General features: G+C 73.0%; 15 protein-coding genes. 6 read left to right on the forward strand and 9 right to left on the reverse strand.

Annotated features, from left to right (window positions below):
- The first annotated feature begins 9 nt into the window (after positions 1-9).
- The 3 genes from AB0B58_RS06615 to AB0B58_RS06625 all read left to right on the forward strand — a co-directional run bounded on the left by AB0B58_RS06615 (position 10) and on the right by AB0B58_RS06625 (position 3825).
- Positions 10-1959, forward strand: coding sequence for an ABC transporter ATP-binding protein (locus AB0B58_RS06615; RefSeq protein WP_360218556.1), 1950 nt, complete (start codon positions 10-12; stop codon positions 1957-1959).
- A gap of 368 nt (positions 1960-2327) precedes the next feature.
- Positions 2328-3143: a hypothetical protein gene (locus AB0B58_RS06620; protein WP_360218559.1), complete on the forward strand. Its 816-nt coding sequence runs from the start codon at positions 2328-2330 to the stop codon at positions 3141-3143.
- 124 nt (positions 3144-3267) lie between these two features.
- Positions 3268-3825: a CG0192-related protein gene (locus AB0B58_RS06625; RefSeq protein WP_360218562.1), complete on the forward strand. Its 558-nt coding sequence runs from the start codon at positions 3268-3270 to the stop codon at positions 3823-3825.
- Positions 3826-3850: 25 nt separating this feature from the next.
- Here the strand turns inward: AB0B58_RS06625 and AB0B58_RS06630 are convergent, their stop codons facing one another.
- Both AB0B58_RS06630 and AB0B58_RS06635 read right to left on the reverse strand, forming a co-directional pair.
- Positions 3851-4441, reverse strand: a complete 591-nt coding sequence (locus AB0B58_RS06630) for an SRPBCC family protein (protein WP_360218565.1) — start codon at positions 4439-4441, stop codon at positions 3851-3853.
- The gene (locus tag AB0B58_RS06635) at positions 4438-4791 is read right to left on the reverse strand and encodes a metalloregulator ArsR/SmtB family transcription factor (protein WP_360218568.1); all 354 of its coding nucleotides are present in this window, start codon (positions 4789-4791) and stop codon (positions 4438-4440) included. Before AB0B58_RS06635 ends, AB0B58_RS06630 begins: the two co-directional genes overlap by 4 nt.
- A gap of 94 nt (positions 4792-4885) precedes the next feature.
- Between AB0B58_RS06635 and AB0B58_RS06640 the strand changes: the two genes are divergently transcribed.
- Positions 4886-5536, forward strand: a complete 651-nt coding sequence (locus AB0B58_RS06640) for a DNA alkylation repair protein (protein WP_360218571.1) — start codon at positions 4886-4888, stop codon at positions 5534-5536.
- Here AB0B58_RS06640 and mug read toward each other — a convergent pair.
- The 3 genes from mug to AB0B58_RS06655 are packed head-to-tail and all read right to left on the reverse strand — an operon-like array spanning position 5496 to position 7654.
- A complete protein-coding gene (mug, locus tag AB0B58_RS06645; RefSeq protein WP_360218574.1) occupies positions 5496-6071 on the reverse strand; it encodes a G/U mismatch-specific DNA glycosylase in 576 nt (191 codons plus the stop codon). The two genes, AB0B58_RS06640 and mug, sit on opposite strands and share 41 nt — an antisense overlap.
- A 35-nt stretch (positions 6072-6106) precedes the next feature.
- Positions 6107-6862 carry an SDR family oxidoreductase gene (locus AB0B58_RS06650; RefSeq protein WP_360218577.1) on the reverse strand — a complete coding sequence of 252 codons (756 nt, stop codon included), beginning with the start codon at positions 6860-6862 and terminating at the stop codon, positions 6107-6109.
- A 33-nt stretch (positions 6863-6895) separates the two neighbouring features.
- Positions 6896-7654, reverse strand: a complete 759-nt coding sequence (locus AB0B58_RS06655) for a helix-turn-helix transcriptional regulator (protein WP_360218579.1) — start codon at positions 7652-7654, stop codon at positions 6896-6898.
- 117 nt (positions 7655-7771) lie between these two features.
- Here AB0B58_RS06655 and AB0B58_RS06660 point away from each other — a divergent pair, with 117 nt between their 5' ends.
- The gene (locus tag AB0B58_RS06660; protein WP_360218582.1) at positions 7772-8194 is read left to right on the forward strand and encodes a nuclear transport factor 2 family protein; all 423 of its coding nucleotides are present in this window, start codon (positions 7772-7774) and stop codon (positions 8192-8194) included.
- A 44-nt stretch (positions 8195-8238) separates the two neighbouring features.
- On the opposite strand, the gene AB0B58_RS06665 is transcribed toward AB0B58_RS06660, so the two are convergent.
- The 4 genes from AB0B58_RS06665 to AB0B58_RS06680 form a co-directional block, all read right to left on the reverse strand.
- Entirely contained in the window at positions 8239-8694 is a 456-nt protein-coding gene (locus AB0B58_RS06665; protein WP_360218585.1) for a hypothetical protein, read from the reverse strand.
- A complete protein-coding gene (locus AB0B58_RS06670) occupies positions 8691-9509 on the reverse strand; it encodes a DUF692 domain-containing protein (protein WP_360218588.1) in 819 nt (272 codons plus the stop codon). The genes AB0B58_RS06665 and AB0B58_RS06670 overlap by 4 nt, the downstream gene beginning before the upstream one ends.
- Positions 9506-10414, reverse strand: a complete 909-nt coding sequence (locus tag AB0B58_RS06675; RefSeq protein WP_360218591.1) for a TIGR04222 domain-containing membrane protein — start codon at positions 10412-10414, stop codon at positions 9506-9508. Before AB0B58_RS06675 ends, AB0B58_RS06670 begins: the two co-directional genes overlap by 4 nt.
- A gap of 62 nt (positions 10415-10476) precedes the next feature.
- Positions 10477-11055: a helix-turn-helix domain-containing protein gene (locus AB0B58_RS06680; protein WP_360218594.1), complete on the reverse strand. Its 579-nt coding sequence runs from the start codon at positions 11053-11055 to the stop codon at positions 10477-10479.
- Between the two features lie 162 nt (positions 11056-11217).
- On the opposite strand from AB0B58_RS06680, the gene AB0B58_RS06685 reads away from it, so the two are divergent.
- Positions 11218-11865, forward strand: a complete 648-nt coding sequence (locus tag AB0B58_RS06685) for an HAD family hydrolase (protein ID WP_360218597.1) — start codon at positions 11218-11220, stop codon at positions 11863-11865.
- Positions 11866-12015 lie beyond the last annotated feature (150 nt).

Here is a 12015-nt window from a genome sequence, read left to right on the forward strand (position 1 = left end):
AGGTGACACATGGGTCCGATGTCCAGCGGCTCCAGCTGGATGATGCTGCGCTCGATCCAGAATTCCGAGCGTGTCTCCAAACACCAGCTCAGCAGGGGCACCACCCGGCGCATCCTGCAGTTCGCGCGCCCATACCGGCGCGACATCGTCGTCTTCCTGATCACCGTCGTGTTCGCGGCCGGCATCGGCGTCGCGACCCCGGTGCTGGCCGGCCACGTGGTCAACGCGATCACCGCCGGCGGCCCCGACGCCGCGGCGACCGTGATCCGGATCGCGCTGACCATCGCGGGCCTCGCGGTCGTCGACGCCTTCCTGTCGCTGGCCCAGCGGTGGTATTCGGCGCGCATCGGCGAGGGCATCATCCTCGACCTGCGCACCCGGGTCTACGACCACGTCCAGCGCATGCCGCTCCAGTTCTTCACCCGGACGCAGACCGGCGCGCTGGTCAGCCGGCTCAACAACGACGTGACCGGCGCGCAGCGCGCGTTCACCTCGACGCTGTCCGGCGTGGTCAGCAACGTGATCCAGCTCGTGCTGACCGCGGCCGTGATGTTCAGCCTCTCCTGGCAGATCACCGTGCTCTCGCTGGTGCTGCTGCCGCTGTTCATCATCCCCGCGCGCCGGGTCGGCAAGAGGCTCGCCGAGATCACCCGCGAGTCGTACAACCTGGACGCGAAGATGAACGCGACCATGACCGAGCGCTTCAACGTCTCCGGCGCCCTGCTGGTCAAGCTGTTCGGCCGCCCCGGCGCCGAGGCGGCCCGCTTCGGTGAGCGCGCCCAGCGGGTCCGCGACATCGGCGTGCAGCAGGCCATGTACTCCCGCACCTTCTTCGTCGCCATGCTGCTGGTCGCCTCGCTCGCCCAGGCCCTGACCTACGGGCTCGGCGGCTGGCTGGCGGTCACCGGCAGCGTCACCGCCGGCACCGTGGTCACCCTGGCGCTGCTGCTCACCCGCCTCTACGGCCCGCTGACCGCGCTGAGCAACGTGCGCGTCGACGTGATGAGCGCGCTGGTCTCCTTCGACCGGGTCTTCGAGGTCCTCGACCTGAAGCCGGGCATCGAGGAGAAGCCCGGCGCGATGGCGATCCCGGCCGGTGCGGGCCAGCTCGAGTTCCGCGACGTGCACTTCCGCTACCCGAGCGCCGACGAGGTCTCGCTGGCGACGCTGGAGGACGTGGTCGCGCTCGACCGCACGGAGAACGCGCCGGTGCTGCGCGGCGTCGACTTCAGCGTCGAGCCCGGCCAGATGGTCGCGCTGGTCGGGCCGTCCGGTGCCGGCAAGTCCACCACCTCGATGCTGGTCTCCCGCGTCTACGACGTGACCGAGGGCGCGGTCCGCGTCGGCGGCGTCGACGTCCGCGACGCCACCCTGGATTCGCTGCGCGACACCATCGGCGTCGTCACCCAGGATTCCCACCTGTTCCACGAGACGATCGCGGAGAACCTGCGCTACGCGCGGCCCGAGGCGACCGAGGAGCAGCTGTGGGAGGCGCTGAGCGGCGCCCAGGTCGCCGGCCTGGTCCGCTCGCTGCCCGAGGGCCTGGACACGGTCGTGGGGGAGCGCGGCTACCGCTTCTCTGGCGGCGAGAAGCAGCGCATCGCGATCGCCCGCCTGCTGCTCAAGCAGCCGTCGATCGTGATCCTGGACGAGGCCACGGCCCACCTCGACAGCGAGTCCGAGGCCGCGGTCCAGCGCGCACTGTCGGTGGCGCTCGAGGGCCGGACCGCCCTGGTCATCGCCCACCGCCTGTCGACGGTCCGGGACGCCGACCAGATCCTGGTGCTGGACGAGGGCCGCATCGTCGAGCGCGGCCGGCACACGGACCTGGTGGCGGCCGGCGGTCTCTACGCGGAGCTCTACCGGACCCAGTTCGCGGTGGCGGACAGCCCGGCCGTGCCATACCTGGAGGAGGCCGAGCCGGTGATCGTCACCGTCGCCCACCCGATCGAGCCCTGACCCCACCGACCCGGCGCCCCGCCACCTGACGAGCCGCCCGGCCACGGGCGACGTCTGTTTCGCTGCGGCGCTGGGTGTGTGCGGTGCGTGGTTCGCTGCGGCGCCGGGCATGGGCGACGTCTGTTTCGCTGCGGCGCTGGGTGTGTGCGGTGCGTGGTTCGCTGCGGCGCCGGGCATGGGCGACGTCTGTTTCGCTGCGGCCGGCCGGCGGGCGGTGCGTGGCTGCGGCGTTGGATATAGGGAGGCTGTTTCGCTGTGGTGCCGGGCATGGGCGACGCTGGCGCCGTTCCGCCCGTGTGGTCGGGCCGGTTGTGGATGGGTGTTTGCGCTGGTTGGTGGCCTGGTCGGCGTGGACTACCGTCTTGGCCGTGTCACCCCGCCGACGCCGCCCGCGGCCTTCGCGCCGCCGCTCGCAGCCGCCTCACCCGCCGGCACAGCCGGCCGGGGGCGTGCCCTGGCGGGCGATTCGGTGGGCGCTGATCCTGGAGACGGTTGTGATGGTCGCCGCGGCGGCGGCCGCCGGTCTCGCGGCCGGTGGCGATCCGCGGCCGAGGCCGCTCTGGCCGCTCCTGCTGCTGCTCATCCCGGTGGCCGCGGGGCTGCGCGAGTCCCTGCGCCGCTCCCGCAACGTGCTGACGGTCATCCAGAACATGGGCGGCCCGATGGTGGCGGTGTTCGTCACCGGCATCGTCCAGCTCCCGCTCGTGATCCCGTTGGGGCTGATCGACGAGGACTCGGTGCCGTTCGCCCTCGTCGCCATCGCGTCCCTGATCCTGGGCGGCTTCCTGAGCCTGGTCGTGCTCCTGCTGGTCGGGCTCTCCGCCGCGACCTACCGCAGCGCACCGCTCGGCACCGGCGTGGTGCACCGGTCCCTGGGCGCCGCGGGATCCCTGTTCCTGCTCGTGGTGATTCTCGGCGTCGTCATCGGCACGGACGCCCCCGGCGGCGGCGAACGGGGAGCGGTACTCGTCCGGTTGATCTGGGCCGAGCCGGCGCACCCCTTCTGGCTGTGGACCGCCCGGATCGGCGCGCTCGGCCTGATCGGCGTCGCGATCGTGGCGTTCGACGCGATCCGCCGGCGCCGGCGGGACCGCAGGCGTGAGATGACCCGTGCGGCGCCGCCGAAGCCCCCGGGCCCACGCGTGCCAGGCCCCTCCGGGCCGGGCGTCGACTCCTCACGCTGACGCGCGACGCTGCCCGCGCGGTGTTCCATCCACGTGCGGGTGTATGCGCGAGGCCGGTCTCTGATCCACCGGGCGGACGGTCTTGAGGGGCGGCGGTGACGGATCGACTCTCTATGATCCGGGCATGGCATTGCTGTATCGCGCAGAACTCAAGCCTTCCAAGCTCGAACTCGTCGCGGCCTGGCTGCCCGGCCGCCCCTGGTTCGAGGGCACGGCCGCGCCCGTGCTCGACCGGGTCGCCGCCTACCGCTTCGATGATCCGGCCGGCGAGGTCGGCATCGAGACCCTGCTCGTCCGGTTCGGTGACGGGCCGATCCACCAGGTTCCGCTCACTTACCGGGGCGCGCCCCTGGATGGTGGCGACGGCTGGCTCATCGGCACGATGGAGCACGGGGTGCTCGGCCGGCGCTGGGTGTACGACGCGCTCGGCGACCCGGTCTACCTTGCGGCGCTGGCGGGTGCGTTCGCCGGGGTGCCGCAGGCCGAGGAGTTCTTCGAGGTGGACGGGCGGCTCGAGCGGCGCGCGCCCAGCATGGCGATCACCGGCAGCGGCGCCGTTCCCGAGGGCGGTGAGGCGACGGTGGTCCGCCGCCTCGGTGACGGTGCCGCGTCGGCGGGGGCCGCGCTGACCGGGACCTGGGACGGTCAGCCGGACCCGGTGCTGCTGGCACACGCCGAATGACCGGGTAGCCGGGGCCGCCGTCGGTTCACCCGGTGAACTGGGCCCGCGCGGCCGCGGTTCCCGCGGCGATCTCGTCCGGGGTCGCGGTGCCGGAGGACTCGACGGTGGCCACCCAGGCGTCGATGGACTGCCGGGCGTGGTCGCCGGTGACCGCGTCCCGGCCGTCCTCGCCGGCGAGGAAGAGGCCGAGCCCGACGAGCACGCCGTCCCAGCCGGGGCCGACGAAGAGGGCGCCCGCGCCGCTGCCGGCCATCTCGATCGGCACCGTGTGCTCGAGTTCGAACACCGTCGACTCGTCGTCCGTGGCGGACAGGCGCAGCTCGACCCGGCTCGACGGGCCGCCGAACGTGACCTTGAGCAGCCGGGGTGGGTCGCACTTGACGATGTCGCCGCCGGCGTTGCCCTCGAGCTGGAACGTGCCGCCCTCGCGGAGGTCGCCGGTGAGCGGCAGGAACCAGCGCTTGACCCGGTCGGGATCCGTCACCGCCTCCCAGACGTCCTCGATGTGCGCGTCGTAGGTCCGGCGCAGCAGGACGCTGACGCCCTCGCCGTCCTCGACCGGTCCGGTGCCGACCGCGCGGTGGATGGCCGTGAGCTGGGCCGCGATGTCTCTCATTCGTCGTTCCTCTCGGTCTTGTCGAGGCGGCGCGCCCGCTTGCCGCGGGCGAGCTCGGTGGCCAGGGCGTCGAGGCGCTGGTCCCAGTACCGCCGGAAACGGTCCAGCCACAGGTCGACCTCCCGCAGGGGCTCGGCGTCCACGGCGTACAGGCGGCGGGTGCCCTCCGCGCGTACCGTCGTGAATCCGCTCTCCCGCAGCACCCGCAGGTGCTGGGAGACCCCCGGGTGGGAGATGCCGAACTCGGCCTGGACCACCGCGGAGATCGCGCCGGAGGTCTGCTCGCCGTCGGCGAGCAGTTCCAGGATCCGGCGCCGGATCGGATCGCCCAGGACGTCGAAGGCGTGCACCCGGCGATTCTGACAGTGATAGCTTATATAAGCAAGAACTCAAGTTAAGCACGGACAGGAGGCCGAGTTGGCCGGGACGACGGTGGCCGAGGTGATGGCCGAGCTCGCCGCGCTCGAGGACCCGAGGGCACGCGAGGTGAACGAGAAGCACGGTGACGAGCACGGTGTGAACCTCGGCAAGCTGCGCGCGCTCGCGAAGGAGCTGAAGACACAGCAGGAGCTCGCGCGTGAGCTCTGGCGGACGGACGACGCCGCGGCGAGGCTGCTGGCGCTCCTGATCTGCCGGCCGAAGGCGTTCGGGCGTGACGAGTTGGACGTCATGCTGCGCGAGGCGCGCACGCCCAAGGTGCACGACTGGCTCGTGAACTACGTGGTGAAGAAGAACCCGCACGCCGAGGAACTGCGCGTGTCCTGGTTCGCCGATCCGGATCCGGTGGTCGCGAGCGCCGGCTGGGCGCTGACCACCGAACGCGTGGCGAAAAAGCCCGAAGGCCTCGACCTCGCCGGGCTGCTCGACGTCATCGAGGCGCAGATGAAGGACGCGCCGGATCGCCTCCAGTGGGCGATGAACCACTGCCTGGCCCAGATCGGGATCGAGCACGCCGGGTACCGCGCCCGCGCGCTCGACATCGGTGAGCGCCTGGAGGTGCTCAAGGACTACCCGACGCCGCCGAACTGCACCTCGCCGTTCGCGCCCGTCTGGATCACTGAGATGGTGCGCCGAAAGCAGCCGTCGCCTCTCTGAGCTCGGCGAACGCCGCGGCCAGGCCGTCGACCGTGTAGTGCGCGTTCAGGCCGCTCGGGTTCGGCAGCACCCACACCGGCACGCCCGCGATCGTCTCGTCCTGGCGGCCCATCCGGGCCTTCGGCCGCGCGAACGCCGCCCGGTAGGCGGTCACGCCCAGCACCGCCAGGCAGCGCGGCTGCCACCGGGCCACCAGGTCCGCCAGCAGCCCGCCGCCCGCGACCAGCTCCGCCGGGGACAGCTCGTCCGCCCGGGCGGTCGCGCGGGCGACCACGTTCGTGATGCCGAGCCCCTCGGCCGGCAGCGACCACTGCTCCGAGGGGTGCAGGAGCCGCCGGGTGAAGCCCGAGCGGTGCAGCGCCGGCCAGAACCGGTTTCCCGGGCGGGCGAAGTGGTGGCCGGTCGCCGCCGAGTACAGGCTCGGGTTGATGCCGGAGAAGAGCACGCGCAGGTCCGGCCCGACCAGATCGGCAATCGTGCGGTCGGCGGCCGCCGCGACCTCGGCGGGAGTCGGCCTGCGCAGAACGGACGGCATCGGCGAAGCGTATCCGCAGGTGCCAGGCGCCGGGACTACAGCGTCCGGAGGGCGCCGCCGTCGACCGGCAGGGTCAGGCCGGTCAGGTAGCCGGCCGCCGGCGACAGCACGAACGCCGCCACCCGGCCGAACTCCTCCGGCCCGCCCAGCCGCCGCAGCGGTATGGACGCCGCCGCCTCGGCCGCCGCGGCCTCGGCGTCGCCGGTGGCCGCGAAGAGCTCGCGGTTGCGGTCGGTCATCACGCGCCCGGGCAGCAGGCTGACCACGCGTACGCCACGCGGGCCGAACTCGTCCGCCATGTCCTTCGCGACGCCGGCCAGCCCGGGGCGCAGCCCGTTGGACAGGCCGAGACCGGGTATCGGCGTCCGCGTCGAGGTCGACAGCACCACCCCGATCGCGCCGCCCTCGCCCAGCTCGGCCGCGAACGTGCGCATCGCGCGTACCGATCCCAGAAAGACCGTCTCGAACGCGTTGCGCCACTGGTCGTCGGTCAGCTGCGCGGCCGTGCCGCGGTCCGGGCCGCCCACCGAGACGAGGGCGCCGTCCAGGCGCCCGAAGCGCGCCCGCGCGGTGCGGACCAGCAGCTCCGGGGTCGCGGGATCGGTGAGGTCGGCCGCCACCCCGGCGGCGCCGTCACCCAGCTCGGCGACGGCCGCCTCGACGCTCTCCGGCGAGCGGGCGGAGATGACGACCTTGGCGCCGTCGGCCACGAGGGACTGCGCGGTGGCGAAGCCGAGGCCCTTCGACGCTCCGGTGAGGACGTAGACGCGATCGGCGAGCCCGAGATCCATGCCGCCGATAGTGCCACCCCGGCGACCGCGCCGTCATCGGGCGCGCAGGAACTCCGCCGTCTCCGGGTCCGCCGGCAGGAACGACTCGATGGCCAGTTCGGCGAGGGTGACGTCGAGCGGCGTGCCGAACACCGAGGTGAAGCTGAAGAACGACAGCTCGCGGTCGGCGGCCGCGAATCGCAGCGGCACCGCGAGGCCGTCGGGCTCCGCGGCGGCCAGGCCGCCGGGCAGGGCCAGCAGCTCGTCGTGCAGGGACCGCAGCACCGGGTCGCCGGTCGTATATGCCTGCCGGTCCAGGCGGTGCAGCACGTGCGTGCGCCATTCGGCCAGGTTGAGGATCCGCGGCGCCATCCCCTCCGGATGCAGCGACAGCCGCAGCACGTTCACGGGCGGTTCCAGCAGCTCCGGGGCCACCCCGGCGACGAGCAGGGTGACCGCCGCATTGCCGTCGATCATGGTCCAGTGCCGGTCGACCAGCACCGCCGGGCAGGGCTCGTGCCCGGACAGCACCGCCCGCAGCGACGTCAGCACGGCGGCCAGGTCCGGGCCGTCGAGGTCTCCCTCGGGGAAGGCCGGCGCGTAGCCGCCGGCCAGCAGCAGCGCGTTGCGCGCCCGCAGCGGTACGGCCAGCTCCTCGGCCAGCCGCAGGATCATCTCCCGCGTCGGGCGGGCGCGGCCGGTCTCCACGAACGACAGGTGCCGCGTGGACACCCCGGCCTGGCCGGCGAGCGCGAGCTGGCTCAGCCGCCGGTCGCCACGCCAGCGCCTCAGCAGCGCGCCCACCTCGGTCATGCCCCGATCGTAGGCAGCCCATCGCCGCATACCGATTACCCGGGAGGTAATCGACCCGGCTACCCGCCCCGGGCGACGGTGGTCCGGCAACCTTCACGGACCGGAGAGGAAATCGGCATGAGCCAGCTTGCCAGCGAATCATCTGACGTCGCCGCCGGTGACGGCGGCACGACCCGCTTCGACGCCGCGGTGCGGCGTTACCTGGCCGCGTGGAACGCGACGGACCCGGCCGAGCGGCGCGCGCGGATCGAGGAGGCGTTCACCGCCGACGTGCGGTACGTCGACCCGTTCGCCGCGGTCGAGGGGCCCGGCGCGCTGGGGCACCTGATCGGCGTGGCGCAGGACCGGTTCCCCGGGCTGGTCTTCACGGCCGGCAGCCCGGTGGACGCGCACCACGACCAGGCGCGTTTCACCTGGCACCTGGGGCCGGCCGGAGGGGAGCCACTGATCGTGGGCTTCGACGTCGCGGAGCTCGGCCCGGACGGCCGCATCCGCACGGTCCTCGGCTTCATCGACCGGGCGCCGGCGATTCCCGCCTGAGGCCGAACGGCCCCCGCGCCGCGCCGGCGCTCAGTCGGGGGAGGCTACCGGCGGGGTCCGGCGTCGGGACGGCGCAGCACGCGTACCCGGCCGGCGAACTGCACGACCACCGAGCCGGCGGCGCGGCGCACGGCCGGCGCCCGGCGGGGGCGCGGCGCCGATCCTGGTTCGTAGGCCATCAGCGCCTCGCGGGTCGCGAGTTCGGCGCCGGCCGCGGCCGGCAGCTCACCGCCTGCGCGCAGATCGCGGGCCAGGTCCCAGCCGTCGCGCAGCGAGCCCTGCGTTGGCCGGGCCGCGGCCCACGCCGACCACCGCCGCGGCCAGTCGCGGCCGAACGCCGCGGCCAGCTCCGGCCACTGCCGCGCGACCTCGCCGGCGCGCTTTCGCAGCAGTGCGACCCGGGCCGCCTCGACCAGCCGGCCGTCGAAGCCGGGGGGTACGGCGGCACCGGCGGTCAGCGCGGCCACCAGTGCCGCCTGCCGTTCCGCCAGCGAGGTCATGTCACCGTGGGGTAGCCGGAGGCGGCCGCGATGGCGTCCAGTTCGCGGCGCAGCTCGGCCGCCGCCGGGTAGTCGCCGTCGCGCTCGAGCATCAGCGCGGGCGGCCGGTGCCGTTCGCACAGCGCCGTGACCAGGTCCAGGACCGGCTGCGGCACCGCGTCGGTGTGCGTGTCGTGGTAGATGCCCTCGTGCTCGGCGCCGCCCGCCACATGCACGTACGCGATCCGCTCCAGCGGCAGCCGGTCGAGCAGCGCCGTCGCCTCGGTGCCGCGGTTGCGCGCGTTCGCGTAGACGTTGGCGACGTCGAGCAGCAGCAGCGCGTCCGTGCGTTCGAGGATCTCGGTCAGGAACGCGCCCTCGTCGAGCTCGTCGTCGGGCCAGTCGAAGAGGGCGGCGATCGGTTCGAGCGCGATCGGCACGGTCAGCTCGGCCTGTGCGCGCCGGACGTTGGCGACCACCGCGTCGACGGCCTCGCGGCTGCGCGGGATCGGCAGCAGGTGTCCGGCCTCTACACCGCCGGCCCGGACGAAGGCGATGTGCTCGCTCACCAGCGGCGCGGCCAGGCGCTCCGCCACCGCCGCGAGGTGGGTGACACGGGCCGGATCGACCGGCTCCGCGCCGCCCAGCGACAGCTTCACCCCGTGCGGCACGACGGCGACGCCCCGCTCGCGCAGCTCGGCCAGGCCCGGCGGCAGCTCGCCGTGCGCGTGCACCGACTCGGCGACCACCTCGGCGAACCCGAGGCCGGGCAGCTGGGCGACGAAGCCGGCGATCTCGGGTCGCCAGCCGATGCCCACCCCGTGCGCGGTGGTCACCCGCCGCACCCGCCCCCGCCGCCGCACGAGCTGCCGCCGCCGCACGAGCTGCCGCCCCCGCCGCAGGACGAGGAGGAGGAGCCGATGTCGGAGCCGCCGCCGCCCGTGTTGATCCGCTGGATCTCCGCCTCGGAGGCGAACGCCGGGTCCATCGTGTAGAGCGACGCCGCGCCGAACAGGGCCACGCCCATCGCCGCGCCGGTGGCGCCGTAGGTCGCGTAGGCCGGTGACTGCCGCGGCGACAGGTAGTCGTGCTTGCGGCGCAGCGCGGTCATGCCCTTCTGCGCGACGTGCGTGGACCGCCGCCGGCTCCTCCTCAGCATGGAGATCGAGAGGATGACCGCGAGCACGATGGCACCGATGAGGAAGCCGACGGACCTGTTGTTCTGGATGCCGTCGACGAGCCGGGCCACGCCCAGGAGCACGAGGGCGGCCCCGGCGAGCGCCCAGAGCCGGGCCACCTTAGCCCGGGCGGGCGGCACCGCGAGCCCCTGTGCCTCGAGCCCCTCGCGCAGCTGCCGGAGCGCCGAGACGACCCACTCGTCGCCGGTGACGTCGCGGGACCGGATGCCCCGCCCGGCCGCGTTGTAGATCGCCGAGTCCAGCGGGGTGACGCCGGACGGCAACGGTCCGGACTGGCGCAGGGTCTTGTCGGGGTTGGTGGCGATGGCGTCGGCGCTGCGCAGGCCGCCGAGGGCGGCGTAGACGGCGAGTCGGTCGCCGCCGTTGAGGTAGGCGAGCTGCTGCGGGCCGAGCCGCTCGACGTGCGCGCCGCGGTTGCCCGCGAAGAGGATCCGCCGGTGGATCGCCGCCAGGATCGCGACGCCGACGACGACGCAGATATAGAAGATCAGAAAGCTCGGTCCGGTGATGCCCCAGGTGTCGCCCTGCGCTGCGAGATTCATGTCCGACCTCCCGAGCTTGCGCGGTTGCAGGACCTCATTGTGCAGGTCACCGCAACCCCTGGTCACCGGCGCCTTACGGCTTCCTCCACGACGTCGAGCACCCGGCTCAGTTCGCCCGCCGGGCGGCCGGTGGCCAGGTGCAGGACCATGCCGTCGTACGCCAGCTCCAGGAACTGGGTGAGCACCTCGACCGGCACGTCGTCGCGGAGCACGCCGGCCTCGCGCTGGCGCTCCAGGCGTTCGCGGGTGGCCTCGGCGATGGCGGCCGAGCGTTCGGCCCAGCGCTTGGCGAACTCGGGATCGGTGCGCAGCCGCCGGGAGACCTCCAGCTGGGTGCCGAGCCATCCGGCGGTGTCGCCGTCGCTGGAGCGAGCCTGTCCGAGCAGGTCACGCATGACCTGGACCAGTCCGTCGCGGGCGACGGTGTCCACCATGGCGGCGGCGTCGTCCTCGGCGACCGCGAGGAAGAGCGAGTCCTTGTCGCGAAAATGGTGGAAAATCGCGCCCCTCGAAAGGCTGGTGGCCTCCTCGAGCCGGCGCACGGTGGCGCCCTCGTAGCCGTAACGAGCGAAGCATCCCCGCGCCGCGGCGAGGATCTCGTGACGGCGGGCGTCGAGCTGGTCCTGGCTTACCCTGGGCACGCTGCGATCGTGTCACGTACCTTCGGGCCCTTGCAATCCGTACGTACGGCTTGCCAGCGTCCGGGGTTCCCTCTCTCATGGCGCGAAAACAGCCATCCGGGCGAATTTTTGTTAACACTCTCGGGCTGTCGGGTCCCGCATTCACTCACGTACAGTGCCCGGGTGCCTCTCGTCTTCCTCGCACTGGACGACACCCTGCTCGATCGCAGCGGTGCGTTCCGGCTGTGGGCGAAAGGTTTCCTCGACGAGATCGCGGCGCCGCACGAGGACCTCGAGTGGCTACTGTCCGTGGACGCCGACGGACTCACCTCACGCTGGGACCTGGCGGACCTGATCCGCGACCGTTACCAGCTGAACATCCCCTCGATCGACCTGCTCGAGGAGCTGCACGAGGGCCCGCTGGCCTACGAGCGGCTCGACCCGCTCGTGGCCTGTGCGCTGCAGATCGCCGCGGACTCCGGGTGGGTGCCGGTGGTGGTCACGAACGGCCCGCACGAGCAGCAGGAGACCCGGATCCGGCGTACCGGGCTGGACCGCTATGTAGCCGACTGGGTGATTTCGGAGCAGGCCGGGGTGAGCAAGCCCAATCCGCGCATCTTCGCGCTGGCCGCCCAGCGGGTCCGGATGCGCCTGGGAGGCGCCTGGATCGTCGGCGACAGCCCGGAGGCCGACATCGGCGGCGCCGCCGCGATGGGGCTGCCCAGCGTGTGGCTGCACCGCGGCCGGGACTGGATCGACAACCGGTTCGCGCCGACCCGGGTGGTCGGCAACGTGATCCAGGGGCTGTCCGCCGTGATGGCGGCCCGTTAAATAGGTTGCGCCGCCCGGGGTCGCCCGGAAGAGTGCACCGGGTACGTGCTCCACCGGTTCCTAGGAGAGAAGGGGGTGAACCTCATGGCTGTCGTTGTCCTTCGCCATGCCCAGGTTCTTGTTCTTCCTTTCTCTTCCGAGGAGACCCTC

The organism is Actinoplanes sp. NPDC049118, assembly GCF_040648555.1.
GTDB lineage: Bacteria > Actinomycetota > Actinomycetes > Mycobacteriales > Micromonosporaceae > Actinoplanes.

Bases quoted from the DNA above. Each gene is read 5' to 3' on its own strand.
- mug (WP_360218574.1), bottom strand. From the start codon at position 6,071: ATGCCGTCCGTTCTGCGCAGGCCGACTCCCGCCGAGGTCGCGGCGGCC.
- AB0B58_RS06615 (WP_360218556.1), top strand. From the start codon at position 10: ATGGGTCCGATGTCCAGCGGCTCCAGCTGGATGATGCTGCGCTCGATC.
- AB0B58_RS06665 (WP_360218585.1), bottom strand. From the start codon at position 8,694: ATGACCTCGCTGGCGGAACGGCAGGCGGCACTGGTGGCCGCGCTGACC.
- AB0B58_RS06655 (WP_360218579.1), bottom strand. From the start codon at position 7,654: ATGACCGAGGTGGGCGCGCTGCTGAGGCGCTGGCGTGGCGACCGGCGG.
- AB0B58_RS06650 (WP_360218577.1), bottom strand. From the start codon at position 6,862: ATGGATCTCGGGCTCGCCGATCGCGTCTACGTCCTCACCGGAGCGTCG.
- AB0B58_RS06660 (WP_360218582.1), top strand. From the start codon at position 7,772: ATGAGCCAGCTTGCCAGCGAATCATCTGACGTCGCCGCCGGTGACGGC.
- AB0B58_RS06630 (WP_360218565.1), bottom strand. From the start codon at position 4,441: ATGAGAGACATCGCGGCCCAGCTCACGGCCATCCACCGCGCGGTCGGC.
- AB0B58_RS06675 (WP_360218591.1), bottom strand. From the start codon at position 10,414: ATGAATCTCGCAGCGCAGGGCGACACCTGGGGCATCACCGGACCGAGC.
- AB0B58_RS06640 (WP_360218571.1), top strand. From the start codon at position 4,886: ATGGCCGAGCTCGCCGCGCTCGAGGACCCGAGGGCACGCGAGGTGAAC.
- AB0B58_RS06625 (WP_360218562.1), top strand. From the start codon at position 3,268: ATGGCATTGCTGTATCGCGCAGAACTCAAGCCTTCCAAGCTCGAACTC.